Source organism: Cupriavidus gilardii, assembly GCF_013347325.1.
GTDB classification, from domain to species: Bacteria; Pseudomonadota; Gammaproteobacteria; order Burkholderiales; family Burkholderiaceae; genus Cupriavidus; species Cupriavidus gilardii.
The window spans coordinates 497,629-517,019 of the sequence record NZ_CP054626.1 but is presented as its reverse complement, the minus strand read 5'-3'; the positions used below and the strand labels follow the sequence as shown (position 1 = coordinate 517,019).

Below are 19,391 nucleotides of genomic sequence, written 5' to 3'. Positions count from 1 at the left end.
GGTTACAGCGAAGGCGACGGCGACTGCGCCGTCGGCGGATCCTGCCTCAATTCCCGCTCCATGATCGCCGCGCGCGAGGCGATGGGCCGGGCGAAGAACCGCATCGCTCTCTCGAGCGTCAGGCCCCGGAAGGTTCGCTGGAACACGGAAGCGCAGACGTCGTCCAGTTGGCGGACCAGCGCGCCGGCCTCGGCAATGGCCGCGTTCCAGACCTGGCTGGCCTCGGCCCGCTCCGTGGGACTCGGCAGATCATCGAAGCGCAGGCTGTTGCCGTCGTCGAACAGCGCGCGTAGTCCGGTCACGTGATTGCCAAGAAACCAGCCGCGTTCCATCGACATCGTGACGGCCAGCTGGTTCATCGCCCGGGCGGTGGCAAAGCGGCCGGCATGCAGGCCGCCCATTTCCTCGAGCGCCAGCATCTCGCTGCGTACCTTTTCGAGCAACTGGAAGGCGCACAGAGCCTCGACCATGACCTCCTCCTTGTTCCCGGCCCCTTCGATCCGGTTCGGATAGGGCTGCGCGAGCGCCGTCGAAAGGTGCTGCACATATCTCGCCGCCGTCCGTATACGGCTCTCCGCCCAGGCCCGGCTCGCCTCCCACTGTGGCCGTACGTCAATCGGCGGCGCCTGCACCGCTTGCACTGACTGCACTGCCGAGGTCCCTGGGGCGCCCGCGTCGTCGACCACTTGGACGGTATCGTGCAGGGTCTGCGAGGCGCTGTCGCCGATCCCGAGGCCATAGGCGGACGGATCGCCCAGCCCGTCCGGGCCCTCCTCCATGTCGACCGAGTTGTACGACCCAATGGTCGAGGTGGATACCGTTCGGCTCAACCTGCGGTCGCTGGCCGGATCGCTTCCATTGTCGGCCGACGTGTCGACCGGCGTGTCGACCGCCGTGTCGACCGCCGTGTCGACCGGCATGTCGACCGGCATGTCGACCGGCGCCGCGTCCGCGGGGCGCTCCGCCGTGCCCGATGGATTCTTGCGCTCGAAGCCGAGGCGGTGCCACAGCTGTTCGTTCATCTGATCGTGATCCAGGACTTCGTCCCAATCGCTGTCGTCATTGTCCACCACGTCGTCAGGCGCGTCGTCTGCGCTCGGATCGGGGGAGATCAGCCGCGACGATACGGTGCGCGCCAGGCCGCCCTGCGCCGGCGCCCGCTCGCTGCCATGGTCGACCAGGCGCTTGGCCGCATCGCACAGCTTGCTGTCCCGCACTGCCGCGCAAAAGTGGAACGCACCGATGTCGCCGCCACAGAGTTCCGTCAGCACGTCCGGCGGCAGCGGCGCCGAGAAGCCCGGATTGGCCTCGAGCCAATGGCTCATCCGGTTGCCAAGCTCGTCTATCAGACGGGCGAGATCCGGCTGCTGGTCAGGAAAGTGGCGATAGGCCTCCGGCCTGGCGAACACTTCCGCTGCGCCGAAGATGGTCGCGATCACGCCCACGGCCGCCGATGCACCGGTTCCCGCCGCACAGGCCGCGGTCAGCAGGAAGGACCCGCCCAGCGCAACGCCGGTCACGGCCACCGGCCACAGGATCACCGCCAGCGTGGCGGCACCGGCGATGCCCAGCAGTGCGCCCACGGCGAGCGCGATGATTTTGCCGATGCTGCGCTTTTGCACGTGGGGCGCGATCTCGTCTTGCAGCGACTGAAGCTTGTGCATCAGCGCCTGGCATTGCGTCGCGAGCTTCAGGTTGCGTGCCATCACCACGGCGGTGTGCCGCTGCTGCGCCTGCGCGCCCGCCTCCCATGGCATGGTGGCGCGATGCTCGAGCTGCACGATGTCGCGCGCGGTGTTCAGCAGCGCCTCCAGGTCCTTGCCGCATTCTTCGAGTGTCTTTCTCAGCGGCTGCTTCTGGCTGGCCGGAATGGCCAGCGCGTCGATCGTTCGTTTCAGTTGCTGCAAATGCTGTGCGCAGTCCGCTGTCACCGCGCCGCCGATCGCGCCTTCCGCCTGCGCGAGCGTGTCGATCGGCACCTCGGGGGATGACGGGCCGGTCCGGTCGCCGACATGGTGTCGGCCGCCGGAAGTCAGGGACGGAAAGAGAATCGTGGTGATGGCGGGAGCGGACAGGGAGGGCACGATGAATCCGGAAGCGGGCGGTTGACGAAGCGAAGCGAAAGCAAAAGCCAGGAAGACGACGACGGGAATGCCATCGCCGATGCGCCGCAGGATCGCGCAAGTTATGTGCAATGGCTTTCATAAATCAACAAGCAACTCGCGATAAGTGACACATGTCTCTTGAGCCATGCCGAGCCGTGGACGCATGCTGCTCGTCCGCCCTCTACCGGAGAACGTCATGCTGACTGCCTTCCCCCCCGCGAAATCGCAACCCGTGGTGGTGCGCTGCGCCGTGCCCGAGGCGCTGCGCGTCCGTGACGTGCGCCGGCTATTGTTGGCTCAAGGGGGTTGGCTGCAATGTGGAAGCGATCGCTTCCGGATCCGTTGGGAAAACCAGCAGATCGTTGTGCGCAGCGCGACAGCGACCAAGCCGCAACGGCAGGCGTTGGCCGCGCTGCTGACCGAGAGGTACCACCAACGGTTCGAGGACCGCTTCCACTGGAAAACAGGCACCGACCGGCGGGTGCGGCTCAATGGCCGGGTCGCCTTCGCGCGTGGTCGCCCGTGCGGGCCGATTGCCTGCCGCCATCTGGCCGTCTTCTGGCTTGGACTGTTCCTCGAGGACCGGCCTGACGGCCCCGACTACTCCCGGCTGGCAACCGCACAGGCACTGCGGGACAACGTCCCGGTGGACTACGACTACAGGGTGGTGCCGAACGCGGTGCAGCTCGGCAAGCTGCGTGTGGTGATGAACGGGGACTGGGGCAAGGAGTTCGTCGCGCGGCTGGCCGACCTGGAGCGCCGCGGCGAAACGGCCACGACCCTGCTGGTGCTGACACCGGACCACGCGATGGCCGTCGGGCTGCGCATCGTGCGTCAGCCGCATCGCACGCTCCATGTGGTCGCCTTCTACGATCCCAACTACACGGCCACGCATCTCGAGGCCCGCTTCGACGACCTGGAAGCGGTACGCGCGCTGGAGGCGCGAGGCTTCACCGAGTTCGCGCCCGACTACCCGGCCTTCCTGCTGAAAACCCAGCCCGTGAACACGGTGGACGCCATGCTGATGATCGAGCTGGATAGGGCGACGCTGCGGCAGCTGGGCGACATCGACGTGACCCTGCCCGCGCAGCCGCGCCAATTGTCCGGCGCGTTGCCGCCGCTGACGGCCGATGCGTTGTGGTACCTGCTGCGTTATGGCTGCGATGACGCGGTCCGTCAGCTGGCGCCCGCCCTGCGCGCGCTGCCTGAGCAGGAACGCATCCGGCGGCTCGGTACCAACCGCTCCACCCAGCTGTTCTACGACATCATGTCGCTCGGCTTGCCATCGTCGGCCAGACTGTTTGGGGAGCTGATCACCGACCTTCCGCTGGAGCAGCGGATCCACCTGCTGCAATCGCGGGCGGATTGCGGCACCACGGCCTTCGGTTACGCCGTGAAGGCGGGGCGCACCGAGATGTTCCGGCCATTCCTCGAACTGCTGCAGGCGCTGCTGCCGCCGGACCATCACTACGCCATGCTGGTCGCGGCCATGCCCGACGGCACCTCGGCCCTGTATCACGCGTTCAAGCACGGGCGTTTCGATACGCCGCCGGCGTATGCCGCCGCCTTGTCGTCGCTGCCGCCGATGCTTCTCGCTTCGCTGATGTGCGCCCGTTCGGCCGACAACGAAACGGGCCTGGAGGCGGCCGTGCGGAACGACGATCTGCTGACCGTCGGCAGTGTCGACAAGGTGCTGCCGCTGCTGCCGCCGCAGGCCTGCGTCTATCTGCTCAAGCCCGCGTGGCGGCTGATTCGACGGCTGAACGCGCAGGGGCGCCAGCAGTGGCTCGTCGAACGGAGGATGCGATCGCATCTGGAGCGGTTCGCCCCGTCGCTGCTGCCGGGCAACGGCAGCGGTCGGGGCGGCCGCGCCAAGGCACCCTCCAAGGGGTGGTTGCGCTGGGACTGGAAACTGGGCTGACGCCGAACCGCCCTGAACCGCTGTCAGGACGATATCCGCCGATATCAGGCCGACAGTTGCGGCTGACGCCGATACGCCCACCACATCATCGCCGCGCCGCCGACGATCATCGGCAGGCTCAGCCACTGCCCCATCGAGAAGTTCAGCGCCAGCAGGCCGAGGAAGTTGTCCGGTTCGCGCGCGAATTCGGCCAGGAAGCGGAACACGCCGTAGCCGAGCAGGAAGGCGCCCGAGACCGCGCCCATCGGCCGCGGATGGCGGGCAAACAGCCACAGGATCACGAACAGCGCGACGCCTTCGCCAGCGAACTGGTACAGCTGCGACGGATGGCGCGCGATGTTGTCGCCGGCCTGCGGAAAGATCATGCCCCACGGCAGATCGGTCGGACGGCCCCACAGCTCCCCATTGATGAAGTTGCCCAGGCGCCCGGCGGCCAGCCCGCACGGAATCATCGGGGCGATGAAGTCGGTCACTTCCATCCAATGCCGGCCGCGCACCTTCGAGAACACCCACATCGCGATCACGACGCCCAGGAAGCCGCCGTGGAACGCCATGCCGCCCTCCCACACCTTGAAGATATCGAGCGGATGCGACAGGTAGAACGACGGCTTGTAGAACAGCACGTAGCCGAGGCGGCCGCCGAGGATCACGCCGAGCACGCCGTAGAACAGCAGGTCGTCGATGTCGCGGGTGCTCCAGCCCTGTGCCGCGACATGCGGCTGACGCAGGCGGATCCGGCCGAACCACATGAACATGATGAAGCCGGCCAGATACATCAGCCCATACCAGCGGATCGCCAGCGGGCCCAGATGGATGGCGATGGGATCGAAGTTCGGATGAATCAGCATGCGGGTCTATCGCTTGGGGTTGTCGGATGTTGTCGGAGGAATGGAATCGGGATCAGAGGCCGGGCTTCTGCTTCGGCTCGGGCTTCGGCTCGGGCTTGGCCTTCGAGTTCGAGGCGGGCCCCGCTGTGCGGCGCTTCGCTGTGCCGCCGCCGGGCCGCGCGGCCGGCGCCAGCGCCGATGCGATCTCGATGAACGAGCGCAGCACCGGACTGGGTCCGGCCGCGCCGTTGTCGCGCCAGGCGAGGCCTGTCTCGATCTGCGGCACCGCGCCGCGCAATGCCAGATAGGACACGCCGGTGCGCCGCAGGTTGCATAGCGAGGCGGGCACCAGCGCGACGCCGATGCCGGCGGACACCAGGCTGACGATGGTCTGCATCTGGATCGCTTCCTGCGCGATCACCGGCGCGAAGCCGTCGCGCGCATAGTAACCGGTAATGATGTCATGAAACGCCGGCGCGCTTCGGCGCGGGAACAGGATCAGCGGCTCGTGCGCAAAATCGGCCAGCGCAACGGCGCCCGACGGCGCGCCATCCGGCCGTGCGGCATCTGCCTGCGCAGCGTGGCCGCGCCTGCCCGGCGGCCGCCAGTCCTGCGGCACGGCCAGCACCAGCGGCTCGCGCACCAGCGGCAGGTACGACAGGCCGTGCGGCAAGGCCGGCATCTGCGGGCGGATCACCAGCCCCGCGTCGATCTGCCCTTCGGCCAGCGCATCGAGCTGGATATCGCTGGTGGCCTCGCGCAGCTGCAGCTGGACTTCGGGATGCCGCGCGCGAAAGCGCCGCAGCAGGTCGGGCAGGATGCCGTAGTCCGCGGTGCTGACGAAGGCCAGCGACAGCGTGCCGACCTCGCCGCGGGCCAGCCGCTGCGCCAGCGCGGGCAGGCCCGCCGCGTCGGCCAGTACCCGCCGCACTTCGGGCAGCCACTGCTGCCCGGCCGGCGTCAGCGCGACCGAGCGCCGCGTCCGTACGAACAGCTGCACGCCGATCTCTTCCTCCAGCGCCTGGATCTGCTGCGACAGCGGCGGCTGCGTCATGGCCAGGCGCGCGGCGGCGCGGCCGAAGTGCAATTCCTCGGCAACGGTAACGAAATAGCGCAGCTGGCGCAGATCCACGCGGCTCCCGGCGCGGCGACAAGCCACGCGCTTGATAGTAAAAACGACTCAATAAGGCACGAATAATATATTTGACACACAAAAAGGCAAGCGGCATGCTGTCGCCCACAACAAAGGCAGCGCCCGCGGGCGCGACGCATTCCATTCCCGGAGATCCCCATGGCCTACAACCGACGCTCGCAGAACATCACGCAAGGCGTGGCGCGCTCGCCCAATCGCTCGATGTATTACGCGCTGGGCTATCAGAAGGAAGACTTCGACAAGCCGATGGTCGGCATCGCCAATGGCCACTCGACCATCACGCCGTGCAACGCCGGCCTGCAGCGACTGGCCGACGCCGCGGTCGATGCGATCAAGGCGTCCGGCGCGAATCCGCAGATCTTCGGCACGCCGACGATCTCGGACGGCATGTCGATGGGCACCGAGGGCATGAAGTACTCGCTGATCTCGCGCGAGGTCATCGCCGACTGCATCGAGACCGCGGCGCAGGGCCAGTGGATGGACGGCGTGGTCGTCATCGGCGGCTGCGACAAGAACATGCCCGGCGGCATGATCGCGCTGGCGCGCACCAATGTGCCGGGCATCTACGTCTATGGCGGCACCATCAAGCCGGGCAACTGGAAGGGCAAGGACCTGACCATCGTGTCCTCGTTCGAGGCGGTCGGCGAGTTCACCGCGGGCCGGATGAGCCAGGAGGACTTCGAGGGCGTCGAGAAGAACGCCTGCCCGTCGACCGGCTCTTGCGGCGGCATGTATACGGCGAACACGATGAGCTCGTCGTTCGAGGCGCTGGGCATGTCGCTGCTGTATTCGTCGACGATGGCCAATCCCGATCAGGAGAAGGTCGACAGCGCCGCGGAATCGGCGCGCGTGCTGGTCGAGGCGATCAAGCGTGACATCAAGCCGCGCGACATCATCACGCGCCAGTCGATCGAGAACGCGGTCAGCCTGATCATGGCGACCGGCGGCTCGACCAACGCGGTGCTGCACTACCTGGCGATCGCGCACGCGGCCGAGGTCGAATGGACCATCGACGATTTCGAGCGGATCCGCCGCAAGGTGCCGGTGATCTGCAACCTGAAGCCGTCGGGCCAGTACGTCGCCACCGACCTGCACCGCGCCGGCGGCATTCCGCAGGTGATGAAGATCCTGCTGAACGCCGGCCTGTTGCACGGCGACTGCCTGACCATCACCGGCCGCACGCTGGCCGAGGAACTCGAGCACGTACCCGACCAGCCGCGCGCCGACCAGGACGTGATCCTGCCGATCGACAAGGCGCTGTACAAGGAGGGCCATCTGGCCATCCTGAAGGGCAACCTCGCCGAGGAAGGCGCGGTGGCCAAGATCACCGGCCTGAAGAACCCGGTGATCACCGGCCCGGCACGCGTGTTCGACGACGAGCAGAGCGCGATGGATGCGATCCTGGCCAACAGGATCCAGGCGGGCGATGTGCTGGTGCTGCGCTATCTCGGCCCCAAGGGCGGCCCCGGCATGCCCGAAATGCTCGCGCCGACGTCGGCGATCATCGGCAAGGGCCTGGGCGAATCGGTCGGCTTCATCACCGACGGCCGCTTCTCGGGCGGCACCTGGGGCATGGTGGTCGGCCACGTCGCACCGGAAGCCTATGTCGGCGGCACCATCGCGCTGGTGCAGGAAGGCGACTCGATCACGATCGACGCGCACCAGCTGCTGCTGCAGCTGAACGTCAGCGACGACGAACTGGCGCGCCGCCGTGCCGCCTGGAAGCAACCGGCGCCGCGCTATACGCGCGGCGTGCTGGCCAAGTTCGCGAAGCTGGCGTCGACGGCCAGCAAGGGGGCGGTCACCGACTGAAGCCGGACGGCGGTGCGGCGGCAACGACCGCCTCGCCCGCCCGATCGGCCGGACCGATCCGATCCCATTCGAATTCGAAGCCTGCGCGTTCGCGGGCTTCTTTTTTGCGGCTCGCGCCGCGGCGTGTTTACGCCATTTCATTACCGCAGCCATCACGATGCCCACCTACCGCTCCAAGACCTCCACCGCCGGCCGCAACATGGCAGGCGCGCGCTCCCTTTGGCGCGCGACCGGCATGAAAGACGAGGACTTTTCCAAGCCGATCGTCGCCGTCGTCAATTCCTTTACGCAGTTCGTTCCCGGGCACGTGCACCTGAAGGACCTGGGCCAGCTGGTGGCGCGCGAGATCGAGGCGGCGGGCGGCGTCGCCAAGGAATTCAACACCATCGCGGTCGATGACGGCATCGCGATGGGCCACGACGGCATGCTGTACTCGCTGCCCAGCCGCGACATCATCGCGGACGCGGTCGAATACATGGTCAACGCGCACTGCGCCGACGCGATGGTCTGCATCTCGAACTGCGACAAGATCACGCCGGGCATGCTGATGGCCGCGATGCGGCTGAACATCCCGGTGATCTTCGTCTCGGGCGGTCCGATGGAAGCCGGCAAGACGCGGCTGGCAAACCCGGTCACCAAGACCATCGAGCTCAAGAAGCTGGACCTGGTCGACGCGATGGTGATCGCGGCCGACCCGTCCTATTCGGACGCGGACGTGGCCGAGGTCGAACGCTCGGCTTGTCCGACCTGCGGCTCCTGCTCCGGCATGTTCACCGCCAACTCGATGAACTGCCTGACCGAGGCGCTGGGCCTGTCGCTGCCGGGCAATGGCACGGTGGTGGCGACGCACGCCGACCGCGAGCAGCTGTTCAAGCGTGCCGGCCGCCGCATCGTCGAACTGGCCCGCCAGTACTACGAGCAGGAGGATGCGCGCGTGCTGCCGCGCTCGGTCGGCTTCAAGGCCTTCGAGAATGCGATGACGCTGGACATCGCGATGGGCGGCTCGACCAACACGATCCTGCATCTGCTGGCGATCGCGCGCGAAGCGGAGATCGACTTCACGATGGCCGACATCGACCGGCTGTCGCGGGTCGTGCCGCAGCTGTGCAAGGTCGCGCCCAACACCAACAAGTACCACATCGAGGATGTGCACCGCGCCGGCGGCATCATGGCCATCCTGGGCGAACTCGAGCGCGCCGGCAAGCTGCACACCGATGTGCCGACCGTGCATGCGCCGACGCTGAAGGACGCGCTCGAGCAATGGGATATCGTCCGCACCCGCGACGAAGCGGTCCGCAACTTCTACCTGGCCGGACCGGCCGGCATTCCGACCCAGGTCGCATTCAGCCAGAACACGCGCTGGCCGAGCCTGGACCTGGACCGCGCCGAGGGCTGCATCCGCTCGTACGAGCATGCGTTCTCGAAGGAAGGCGGCCTGGCGGTGCTGACCGGCAACATCGCGGTCGACGGCTGCGTGGTCAAGACCGCCGGCGTCGACGAGAGCATCCTGATATTCGAAGGCACGGCCCACGTCACCGAATCGCAGGACGAGGCGGTCGAGAACATCCTGAACGACAAGGTCAAGGCCGGCGACGTGGTCATCGTCCGCTATGAAGGCCCGAAAGGCGGCCCCGGCATGCAGGAGATGCTGTATCCGACCAGCTACATCAAGTCCAAGGGCCTGGGCAAGGCCTGCGCGCTGCTGACCGACGGCCGCTTCTCGGGCGGCACCTCGGGCCTGTCGATCGGCCACTGCTCGCCGGAGGCGGCGGCCGGCGGCGCGATCGGCCTGGTGCGCGACGGCGACCGGATCCGCATCGACATCCCCAATCGCAGGATCGACGTGCTGCTGTCCGACCAGGAACTGGCGCGGCGCCGCGAGGAGCAGAACGCCAAGGGCTGGAAGCCTGCCAAGCCGCGCCCGCGCAAGGTCTCCGCGGCCCTGAAGGCCTACGCCAAGCTGGTGATGTCGGCCGACAAGGGCGCTGTACGCGATCTGTCGCTGCTGGACGACTGATCCGGACCCCGACGCGCCGCAAGGCCGCCCTTCGGGGCGGCTTTTTTTTGGTTCTTCGCAGAATTCCGTGAAGGGTTCCGGTTTTTCGTATGCTTGATGCCTGTTATTTCAGGGGTCAGGAGCGGGAATGCTGGATCGGAAGACGTTGCAGGCGCTGGGTTGCTGGACCGGATACCGTCTTGAGCGGGTAGTCTGGCCCGAAGGCGACAGTCGGACGCTATCGCTTTATCTGAAGCCGACCAGCAAGGTCATGCACTGCCAGGAATGCGGTGCGCGCTGCAAGCAGGTACACGAGACCACCGTTCGGCGGGTACGAGACCTGCCGATTTTCGACTATCGCGTCGTTCTACACGTGCCGCGCCGGCGTGTCTGGTGTGATCAATGTGGCGGCCCGCGGCTGGAGCGGCTGGATTGGCTCGGGCGCTATCAGCGCGTGACAGCGCGCCTGGCCGAGGCTTGTGGTCGACTGTTGCGCGACTGCTCGGTGCGCGCTGTCGCCGCGTTCTATGAGCTTGGGTGGCACACGATCAAGTCCATCGACAAGGCGCGCTTGCGCGAGGCGGTGACGGAGCCGGACTGGGCCAACATCCGCTATCTGGCGATGGACGAATTTGCGCTGCATAAGGGCCACCGCTACGCCACGGTCGTCGTGGACCCGATCGGCCGGCAGGTGCTGTGGATTGGCAAGGGCCGTTCACGCGAGACGGCGCGCGCCTTCTTCGAGCAACTGCCAGCGGGCGCGGCAGAGCGGATTGAAGCGGTTGCCATCGACATGACGACGGCATATGAACTCGAGATCCGCGAGCATTGCCCGCAGGCCGAAGTCGTCTATGACTTGTTCCATATCGTGGCCAAATATGGACGCGAGGTCATTGATCGGGTTCGGGTCGATCAAGCCAATCGGCTACGCCACGACAGGCCGGCCCGACGCGTTCTGAAGTCGACGCGTTGGCTGCTGCTGCGCAATCGGGCCAATCTGAGCGAGGGTCAGGCCATTCATCTGAACGAGGTGTTGGCTGCGAACCGACCGTTGATGACGGTCTACATCCTGCGCGACGAACTCAAGCGGCTGTGGTTCTACCGCCGCCCGGGATGGGCGCAGCGGGCATGGCACAACTGGTTTGAGCAAGCGCAGCAAAGCGGTATTGGTCCGTTACAGCAGTTCGCCCATCGCTTGAGCGGCTACTGGCACGGCATTGTGGCCCGGTGCCGGCACCCGCTGAACACCAGCGTCGTCGAAGGCATCAATAACACCATCAAGGTCATCAAGCGGCGCGCTTACGGCTATCGCGATGAGGAGTACTTCTTCCTCAAAATCCGCGCTGCCTTCCCCGGTATTCCTCGATGAACCTTTTTTTTTGCTGATCGATGCTCGGCCAGCGGCAGGCTTCAGCCGCCCGACACCGTCCGTTCGATCAGCCTGACCATCGCCGCGCGGATGGCGGCGGGGTCGTCGCCCGCGTCGATCGCCAGTGCCGCGCGGTCGAAGGCTGCCGACAGCAGCGTGGCGAGCGCGTCCACCGTCAGCGGCGGCGCAATGCGCTGGTCCAGCGCCGCTGCCAGCCCCTCGCGCAGCGTGCGGCCGGCGTGGGCCTGATCCAGGGCCAGGCTCTCGCCGGGGCCGAGCACCGCCGGACCGTCCACCAGCAGCAGCCGCGTGCGGCCGGCCACCGTCATCGCGTCGAGATAGGCCTCGCTGCCGGCGATCAGCGCCTTGCGCGGCGAGCGCGTGGCGGGTGCCGCGCGCTCGATCTCGTCGGCCACTGCCCTCGCCTCCTCCTCCAGCACCGCGCGAAACAGTGCGCGCTTGTCCTCGAAGTGGTGATACAGCGCGCCGCGCGTGATGCCGGCCGCCGCGACGATTTCCGGGGTCGAGGTGTCGGCGTACCCCTTGGAGACGAACAGCGCGCGCGCGGCCGCCAGCAAGGCGCCGCGCGTCGCTTCGGTGCGTTCACGATTGGTCCGTGGCATTGTTCTTTGCATACATACAGCCTGTATGTTATAACGGCAAAAAAGATACAGACTGCATGTTAATTCAATCCGACCGCCATCCGATCGTGGATCGAAGCGGCCGCACCGAACGGAGCCCGTCATGAAGATCACCAGCTTCTACCCCGTCATCCAGACCGCCGATGTGGCCGCCACCGCCGCCTTCTACCAGCGGCATTTCGGCTTCCAGGCACTGTTCTCCAGCGACTGGTACTGGCATCTGCAGTCCGCAGACGATGCCGGCGTCAACCTGGCGGTGCTTGACTACCGGCACGAGACCATCCCGGCGGGCAGCCGCGCGCCGGTGGCCGGGACGATCCTGAACTTCGAGGTCGAGGACGTCGACACGTTGTACGTCCAGCTGCAGCAGGCCGGCCTGCCGATCCGGCTGGCGCTTCGGGATGAGCCCTTCGGCCAACGGCATTTCATCACCGCCGACCCCAACGGCGTGCTGATCGACATCATCAAGCCGATTCCGCCTTCGCCCGAGTTCGCTGCGCAATACGACCCGCAGGCGATGCCGGGTTGATTCCGCCGGCGGGCGGTATCATGGCCCGGTAATCGGCGGCCGCGAGCAATGCGCGGCCCCCGGCGGCCTTCGAAACCGCAAGGAGGGACCATGAGGACAGTGATGTTGATTGGTGCGCCTACCGATGTCGGCGCCAGCACACGCGGTGCATCGATGGGACCGGAGGCGATGCGCGTCGCCGATCTCGCCGGCGCCCTGCTGCGCAATGGACTCGACGTCGTCGATGGCGGCAATCTGTCCGGCCCGGCCAATCCCTGGCACCAGCCGATCGACGGCATGCGGCATCTCGACGAAGTGGCCGCGTGGAACCGTGGCGTGTTCGATGCCTGCTACGGCTGCCTGCAGGACGGGCGCTTCCCGCTGCTGCTCGGCGGCGACCATTGCCTGGCGATCGGCTCGATCAGCGCGGCCGCACGCCATTGCCGCGAGACCGGCAAGAAGCTGCTGGTGCTTTGGCTGGACGCGCACGCCGACGCCAATACCGGTTCCACCAGCCCCACCGGCAACATCCACGGTATGCCCGTCGCATGCCTGTGCGGCGATGGCCCCGCGCCATTGATTTCGCTCAGCGGCACGGTGCCGGCCGTCAAACCCGAGCATATCCGGCAAGTCGGCATCCGCAGCGTCGACGCCGAGGAGAAACGGCGGCTGCGGGAGCTGAACCTGGCCGTCTTCGACATGCGCTATATCGACGAGAACGGCATGCGGCATACGATGCAGAACGCGCTCGCCGGCATCGACGACAACACCCACCTGCACGTCAGCTTCGACGTGGACTTTCTCGACTGCAGCATCGCGCCGGGCGTCGGCACGACCGTGATGGGCGGACCCACCTATCGCGAGACGCAGCTGTGCATGGAGATGATTGCGGACACCGGCCGGCTCGGTTCGCTCGACGTGCTCGAACTGAATCCGGCTTGCGACGTCCGCAATCAGACCGCGAGGTTGATGGTCGATTTCCTCGAAAGCCTGTTCGGCAAATCGACGCTGATTCGCTAGGTCCGTCGCGCTCCGTGCCGCCGGCGGCTCGCACCATGTCTTTGAAGGCGGCAAGCCGTCCCATCGCATCGATGCGGCGCCGGCTGCAGGCTAGCAGAGGAACACTTCATCCAGGCGTCCGGCGTATAGCACGCGACGCGTCCAATCTTCGATCTGTTCCACCGAGGAGGAAAGCACCTTGGAGACGATGTCTTCGGACAACGGGCCGAAGCGATGGTCGAGCAGTGTGATCAACACCTCCGCCTTCGCCTCCGCTCTCACCTCGGCCTTGACCTTCCGTGTGATGTCTCGCTCCAAGCGGCGCGCCCACTTTCCATAGTCTTGCGACAGTTCCATATCCAGCTCCATCAGGTTGTGCACTTCGTTCAGATCCAGCGCGGCGGCGCTGAAGTTGGCGGCTCTCGCCGCGATCCATGCGGTCAGCGCCGTGTCGAGCGCGGCATTGCCTTGTGCCAGCTCCTTGGCGAGCCGCAACGGCGCGAATACGGCATCGACCGACCTTGCCTGTTCGAGCCGCATCAGAGCGGCGATGAGATTACGCTGCGTCGCCAGCTCCGATTCTGTATAGGTGCTCCGGTCGATCAGGCAGTACTGCAGCCTTGGCTGATGAGCACCGACGCGCCCAGGAACCGGCGGGATCATCGCCGCTATGTCCGTCGGTGCCCGCCATCGCGCGGTACCGTTGTAGAACACGATCGGAAACACCAGCGGATATCGACGCCAGCCCGTGCCGCGGGTTCGCCGGCTGACATCGCGATAGAGCATGCCGACGTAGGCGAGCATGCGGGCGGCCATATGCGGATCGTTGCTGCTCTGGAACTCGATCAGCAGGTAGACCGGCTGCTGCTGTCCGGGCACACGAACCCGCCAGACCACATCGTTCATCCCCACGCGCAGGCCGTCCGACACATGGTGCGTCGGCACCATCTCCATGGAGTCGAAATCTGCGGTCTGTAACCATGGATCCGCAATGAAGTCGCGGATCAGGTCGCGGACGACCTCACGAAAGGCGAACACCAGCTTGTATGAGGCATCGTGATGACGGGCAAGCGTACGTTGCGCGTAGCCATTCGCCCCGTCGGCGGGCTCGCGTACCTTGAGGCAGGTGGGCCCTGGGAAGCGCCACGGCACATCGTGATCGAGGCCATCGTGGGCAGGCGGGATGCGGGAATGGCCGGTGGGATAGTCCGCAGGACCGTACAGCGGATAGCGCACGGCAGGACCGACGGCATGGCGGTCGACTGCGTTTCGGGCGGATTGGCGCGGCACACGCGGCCGCGACTGGCGAGCGGAGTAGTGGAGCATGGGCAAGAACACCTTGAGAAGGGACAACGGGATACGGCCGGGGCCGATGCCGTAAGTTGCCAGCCTATTGGCTACGGTGCTTGCCTGAATTGGCGCGGAGTTAACTAAAGGGGACCTCTATAGGGTGCATTCGAAAACGGCGTTCGAAGGGACCCTTTGAACGGCCCGTGAAGGGACCCGTTGAGGCGGGCGTCCAAGCGGTCTATCAAGCGGTCTATCAAGCGAGCAAGAGGCCGCGGATCGCGGCCCTGGCGACAACACTACGCGCCGGCGTCGCCCGGGTTGCGTTGCCCGATATCGTGGTGCGCCAGCGGATAGCCCCGCTCGCGATATTGGCGATAGCGTTCGCGCCCCGCCGCGCGATCGTCGGCGTCGCCGCCGACCACTTCGATCATCCGTTCGAAGCTGGCGAACTGCAGCGGGATCCTGGTATCGAGATTGATCAGCAGTTCGTGGTGCGGCACCGCATCGAGCGCGGCGGCCAGCACGATCGGCGTTTCCGCCGCGTGCGGGCTGTCGAGCCCGCAGTGCGGCAGGAAGTCCAGCGCCGAGAACGTCCACAGCTGCGCATCGAGCCGCGCCAGCACCGCCGGTTCGGCATGCACGACGATCTTCTGCCCGGCCCCGTAGGCCTTGCGGATCAGCCGGCAGACGTAGCCGAGCTTGTCCGGCACGTTGCTGTGGAAGTCGATGCGCGTCATGGGTCGGAGATCAGCCTGCGCGGTCCATCAGGAATTGCGTCAGCAGCGGCACCGGGCGGCCGGTGGCGCCCTTGGCCGCGCCGCTCTTCCACGCGGTGCCGGCGATGTCCAGGTGGGCCCAGTCGTACTTGTCGGCAAAGCGCGCCAGGAAGCAGGCCGCCGTGACGCTGCCGGCCGGACGGCCGCCGATGTTCGCCATGTCGGCGAAGTTGGACTTGAGCTGATCCTGGTACTCGTCGTCCAGCGGCATGCGCCAGGCGCCGTCCATCGCCTTGCGGCCGGCCTGCACCAGCTGGTCCGCCAGCGCGTCGCTGCGCGCGTACAGGCCGCTGTTGACGTGGCCGAGCGCGATGATGCACGCACCGGTCAGCGTGGCGACGTCGATCACCGCGGCCGGCTTGAAGCGCTCGACATAGGTCAGCGCGTCGCACAGGATCAGCCGGCCCTCGGCATCGGTGTTCAGGATCTCGATGGTCTGGCCCGACATGCTGGTCACCACATCGCCCGGCTTGGTGGCGGTGCCGCTCGGCATGTTCTCGCAGGTCGGCACCACGGCGATGACATTGAGCTTCAGGCCCATCTCGGCCACGGCCTGCAGCGTGCCGAGCACCGAGGCGGCGCCGCACATGTCGTACTTCATCTCGTCCATGCCCTCGCCCGGCTTCAGCGAGATGCCGCCGGTATCGAAGGTGATGCCCTTGCCCACCAGCACCACCGGCGCCTGGCGCGCACCGCCGCCGTCATAGCGCAGCACGATGAACTGCGGCGGTTCTGCCGTGCCCTTGGTCACCGCAAGGAAGGCGCCCATCTTCAGCGCCTCGATCTGCTTGCGGCCGAGCACTTCGACCTTCAGCTTGAAGCGGCGCGCGATCGAACGGGCGGTGTCGGCCAGATAGGTCGGCGTGCAGATATTGGAAGGCAGGTTGCCCAGGTCCTTGGTCAGCTCCATGCCGTTGGCGATCGCCACGCCCCGCGCCACGGCCTGGTTGGCGGCCTTGGCTTCGGCCGCATCGACGGCCAGCACGACCTTGCGCAGGCCGAGCCCCTTGTCGTTGTTCCTGGCGCCGTTGCGCTTGAGCTCGGGATGGCGCTCGAGCAGCCGGTAGCCGGCCTCGCGGATCAGCGTGACGGTGGTGATCACGCGCCAGCCGATATCGCGGGTCGCGCCCTCGCCGGCGCCCTGCCCTGCCGCGCGCGGGGCCGGCTGCGCGAGGCACCACAGCAGATTGGCGGCACGCGTGCCGCTCAACGCACGCAATGCGGTCCGTACCGCATCGGCGAACGCCTTGTCGCCGAACTCCGCCTCCTTGCCCAGGCCGACCAGCAGCACGCGGGCGGCGCCGATGCCCGCGACCTCGTGCAGCATCAACTGCGAATTGCGCTTGCCCTCGAAGTCGCCGAGCTTGATCAATCTAGCCACCAGGCCCTTGGTCGCGGCGTCCAGCGCCTTGGCGACGCCGTCCAGGCTCTGGCCCTCGAACACACCGACCACCAGGCAATCGGTCTTGGTCGCCAGGAAACCATTCTGGCCCGCTTTGCTCAAATCAAGGGCTTTTGTGCTAAATTCCATCGCGCTTCCTTCCAGGGGCTCGTTTAGAACGAAAGCCTCCATTATCCGCGATTTTGCTTCGCGAACTTTTGGCAGTCACTTCCGCAGCGACTGGCCGCCGCTGGCCTGCAGCGCTGACGCCGTACCCTTCGTCAGCCGCCGGCGTGCGCCGCCGCCGCGCTGGCCGGCAGCCCGGAACCGACATCGCATGATTTTTCAACAAGCCTTGCGACGCGAGCTCGCCTACACCGCCGGCGCGGTGTTCCTGGTCATGCTGACCTTCATGCTGACCTCGCTCGTGATCCGTATTCTCGGCATGGCCGCCACTGGCCGCGCCAGCCCCAACGACGTGCTGATGCTGATCGGCCTGGCCGCCCTCGGCTACCTGGCGATCCTGCTGTGCGCGACGTTGTTCATCTCCACGCTGATCGTGCTGACGCGCTGGTACAAGGACTCCGAGATGGTGGTCTGGTTCTCGGCCGGCCTGTCGCTGCGCGACTTCATCAAGCCCGTGCTGCAGTTCGCCGCGCCGTTCGTGCTGCTGGCGCTGTTCCTCGGCGCCTTCGCCTGGCCCTGGGCCAATCAGCAGAGCGCGCTGTTCCGCGACCGCTTCCAGCAGCGCGGCGTGCTGTCGATGATCGCGGCGGGCCGCTTCATCGAGCCGGCCAACGGCAACTACGTATTGTTCATCGAGAGCATCGACGGCGATATGCGCCATGCGCGCAACGTCTTCGTGGCCAATGCCGAGGCCGGCAAGGTCGGTGTCGCGCTCGCCCATCAGGGCCAGTTCGAGACCATGCCCAACGGCGACCGGCTGGTGGTGATGGAAGATGGCCGCCGCTACGCCGGCACCCCCGGCAAGCTGGACTACCGCATCGTCGAGTTCGACCGCTATGCGGTCAAGGTCGACAGCAAGCCGCCCGAGAGCGACGCCAACCTGCCGGTCAAGAGCCGCGACACCATCGAGCTGCTGCGCAATCCGACCAATGAAAACCTGGGCGAGCTGATCTGGCGGCTGTCGCTGCCGATCCTGGCCTTCAACTTCGTGCTGATCGCGATCCCGCTGGCCTATGTCAACCCGCGCCTGGGCCGCTATACGCCGCTGGTGTTCGCCGTGCTGATCTACCTGACCTACAGCAACCTGATCAACCTGTCGCAGGCGTGGGTCCGCTCCGGCTCGCTGCCGTTCGGGCTCGCCTGGTGGCCGTTCCACCTGCTGGCCTTCCTCGGCGCGGTGATGCTGTTCCGCTACCGCCAGCGCTACAGCCTGGGCGGCTGGCGCGCGGTATTCGGGCTGCGCCGCCGCACCCCGCAGGGAGACCTGGCATGAGGGTGCTGCACGTCTACGAGCGCTACTTCGGCCGGCTGATCTACGGCGTTTTCGCGTTCATCCTGTTCGCGGTGCTCGCGCTGTTCGTGTTCTTCGACATGCTCAACGAGCTGGAGAACGTGACCGCGGGCTACACCTCGCTGGTCGCCTTCTTCCACGTGGTGCTGCAGGCGCCGACGCGGATCTACGAGGTGCTGCCGATCGCGGCGCTGATCAGCGCGATCTATGTGTTCTCGCAGCTGGCGAGCCAGTCCGAATACACGATCTTCCGCGTGGCCGGGCTCAATACGCGGCAGGCGCTGTTCTCGCTGTTCAAGCTGGCGATTCCGCTGGCGATCGCGACGTTCCTGTTCGGCGAGTTCATCGGACCGAAGACCGAGCAGTACGCGCAGAAGGTCAAGCTCGATTCGCTGGGCGCGACGGTGTCGTCGGGCTTCCGCTCGGGCGTCTGGGTCAAGGACCGCGGCAAGGATCCGGCCACCGGCGGCGAGCTGACCCGCTTCGTCAACGTGGCGGGCCTGAAGCCGGACCAGACCATCAACGGCGTGACGATCTACGAGTTCGACGGCGACTATCGGCTCAGCGTGATCCGCGTCGCCGAGGAAGGGCGTTACCGCGGCGACCAGTCGTGGCAGCTGTCCAAGGTCACCGAGACCCGCTTTGCCGAAGCGCCGCCGCCACCGGGCGCGCAGCGCGACGGGCTGGCGCCGGCGTTCCGGGCCGAGCGCAAGAGCTTTCCCGACATGACGATGCATTCGGAGCTGACCCCGCAGATCCTGTCGGTGCTGCTGGTGACGCCGGAGCGCATGTCGACGCTGGACCTGTTCCGCTATATCCGCCACCTGCGCGACAACAAGCAGGACACGCAGCGCTACGAGATCGCGTTCTGGAAGAAGGTGGTCTATCCGCTGACGCTGTTCGTGATGATGGCGCTGGCGCTGCCGTTCGCCTATCTGCACGCGCGCGCCGGCGCGGTCGGCATCAAGGTGTTCGGCGGCATCATGCTGGGGCTGTCCTTCCACCTGTCGAACACGCTGTTCTCGCACGTCGGCCTGCTGCATACCTGGCCGCCGATCGTGTCGGCGCTGCTGCCCGGCACGCTGTACCTGCTGGTCGCGCTGACGGCGCTGCGCTGGGTCGACCGGCACTGAGCG

At 66.6% G+C, this 19,391-nt stretch carries 15 protein-coding genes; 8 read left to right on the top strand and 7 right to left on the bottom strand.

Annotation, left to right across the window (positions count from 1 at the left end; genetic code table 11):
- Positions 1–2: 2 nt before the first annotated feature.
- Positions 3–2,084: a hypothetical protein gene (locus FOB47_RS12520; protein ID WP_174781221.1), complete on the bottom strand. Its 2,082-nt coding sequence runs from the start codon at positions 2,082–2,084 to the stop codon at positions 3–5.
- 184 nt (positions 2,085–2,268) lie between these two features.
- On the opposite strand from FOB47_RS12520, the gene FOB47_RS12515 reads away from it, so the two are divergent.
- The gene (locus FOB47_RS12515) at positions 2,269–4,026 is read left to right on the top strand and encodes a ShET2/EspL2 family type III secretion system effector toxin (protein WP_174781220.1); all 1,758 of its coding nucleotides are present in this window, start codon (positions 2,269–2,271) and stop codon (positions 4,024–4,026) included.
- A 44-nt stretch (positions 4,027–4,070) separates the two neighbouring features.
- On the opposite strand, the gene lgt is transcribed toward FOB47_RS12515, so the two are convergent.
- Both lgt and FOB47_RS12505 read right to left on the bottom strand, forming a co-directional pair.
- A complete protein-coding gene (gene lgt, locus FOB47_RS12510) occupies positions 4,071–4,874 on the bottom strand; it encodes a prolipoprotein diacylglyceryl transferase (protein WP_174781219.1) in 804 nt (267 codons plus the stop codon).
- A gap of 52 nt (positions 4,875–4,926) precedes the next feature.
- Positions 4,927–5,985 (bottom strand): LysR family transcriptional regulator, encoded by a 1,059-nt coding sequence (locus tag FOB47_RS12505; protein ID WP_174781218.1) that lies wholly within the window; start codon positions 5,983–5,985, stop codon positions 4,927–4,929.
- A 159-nt stretch (positions 5,986–6,144) separates the two neighbouring features.
- Here FOB47_RS12505 and ilvD (FOB47_RS12500) point away from each other — a divergent pair, with 159 nt between their 5' ends.
- The 3 genes from ilvD (FOB47_RS12500) to FOB47_RS12490 all read left to right on the top strand — a co-directional run bounded on the left by ilvD (FOB47_RS12500) (position 6,145) and on the right by FOB47_RS12490 (position 11,183).
- Positions 6,145–7,818: a dihydroxy-acid dehydratase gene (gene ilvD / locus FOB47_RS12500; RefSeq protein WP_174781217.1), complete on the top strand. Its 1,674-nt coding sequence runs from the start codon at positions 6,145–6,147 to the stop codon at positions 7,816–7,818.
- 157 nt (positions 7,819–7,975) lie between these two features.
- Positions 7,976–9,835, top strand: a complete 1,860-nt coding sequence (gene ilvD, locus FOB47_RS12495; protein ID WP_174781216.1) for a dihydroxy-acid dehydratase — start codon at positions 7,976–7,978, stop codon at positions 9,833–9,835.
- A gap of 127 nt (positions 9,836–9,962) precedes the next feature.
- Complete coding sequence (locus FOB47_RS12490) at positions 9,963–11,183, top strand: ISL3 family transposase (protein WP_174781215.1); 1,221 nt, start codon at positions 9,963–9,965, stop codon at positions 11,181–11,183.
- A 41-nt stretch (positions 11,184–11,224) separates the two neighbouring features.
- Here FOB47_RS12490 and FOB47_RS12485 read toward each other — a convergent pair whose 3' ends face one another.
- Positions 11,225–11,806 carry a TetR/AcrR family transcriptional regulator gene (locus tag FOB47_RS12485; RefSeq protein WP_211923502.1) on the bottom strand — a complete coding sequence of 194 codons (582 nt, stop codon included), beginning with the start codon at positions 11,804–11,806 and terminating at the stop codon, positions 11,225–11,227.
- Positions 11,807–11,927: 121 nt separating this feature from the next.
- Between FOB47_RS12485 and FOB47_RS12480 the strand changes: the two genes are divergently transcribed.
- Both FOB47_RS12480 and rocF read left to right on the top strand, forming a co-directional pair.
- Positions 11,928–12,353, top strand: a complete 426-nt coding sequence (locus FOB47_RS12480) for a VOC family protein (protein WP_174781214.1) — start codon at positions 11,928–11,930, stop codon at positions 12,351–12,353.
- Between the two features lie 90 nt (positions 12,354–12,443).
- Positions 12,444–13,352 (top strand): arginase, encoded by a 909-nt coding sequence (gene rocF, locus FOB47_RS12475; protein WP_174781213.1) that lies wholly within the window; start codon positions 12,444–12,446, stop codon positions 13,350–13,352.
- 90 nt (positions 13,353–13,442) lie between these two features.
- Here rocF and FOB47_RS12470 read toward each other — a convergent pair whose 3' ends face one another.
- The 3 genes from FOB47_RS12470 to FOB47_RS12460 form a co-directional block, all read right to left on the bottom strand.
- Positions 13,443–14,657, bottom strand: coding sequence for an Rpn family recombination-promoting nuclease/putative transposase (locus FOB47_RS12470; RefSeq protein ID WP_174781212.1), 1,215 nt, complete (start codon positions 14,655–14,657; stop codon positions 13,443–13,445).
- A gap of 260 nt (positions 14,658–14,917) precedes the next feature.
- On the bottom strand, positions 14,918–15,358 hold the full coding sequence (locus FOB47_RS12465) for a DNA polymerase III subunit chi (protein ID WP_053821114.1): 441 nt from the start codon (positions 15,356–15,358) through the stop codon (positions 14,918–14,920).
- Between the two features lie 10 nt (positions 15,359–15,368).
- A complete protein-coding gene (locus FOB47_RS12460; protein ID WP_174781211.1) occupies positions 15,369–16,928 on the bottom strand; it encodes a leucyl aminopeptidase in 1,560 nt (519 codons plus the stop codon).
- Positions 16,929–17,115: 187 nt separating this feature from the next.
- Here FOB47_RS12460 and lptF point away from each other — a divergent pair, with 187 nt between their 5' ends.
- Positions 17,116–18,237 (top strand): LPS export ABC transporter permease LptF, encoded by a 1,122-nt coding sequence (lptF, locus tag FOB47_RS12455; protein WP_064572654.1) that lies wholly within the window; start codon positions 17,116–17,118, stop codon positions 18,235–18,237.
- Positions 18,234–19,388: an LPS export ABC transporter permease LptG gene (lptG, locus tag FOB47_RS12450; protein ID WP_053821111.1), complete on the top strand. Its 1,155-nt coding sequence runs from the start codon at positions 18,234–18,236 to the stop codon at positions 19,386–19,388. Before lptF ends, lptG begins: the two co-directional genes overlap by 4 nt.
- The last annotated feature ends 3 nt before the right edge of the window (positions 19,389–19,391 follow it).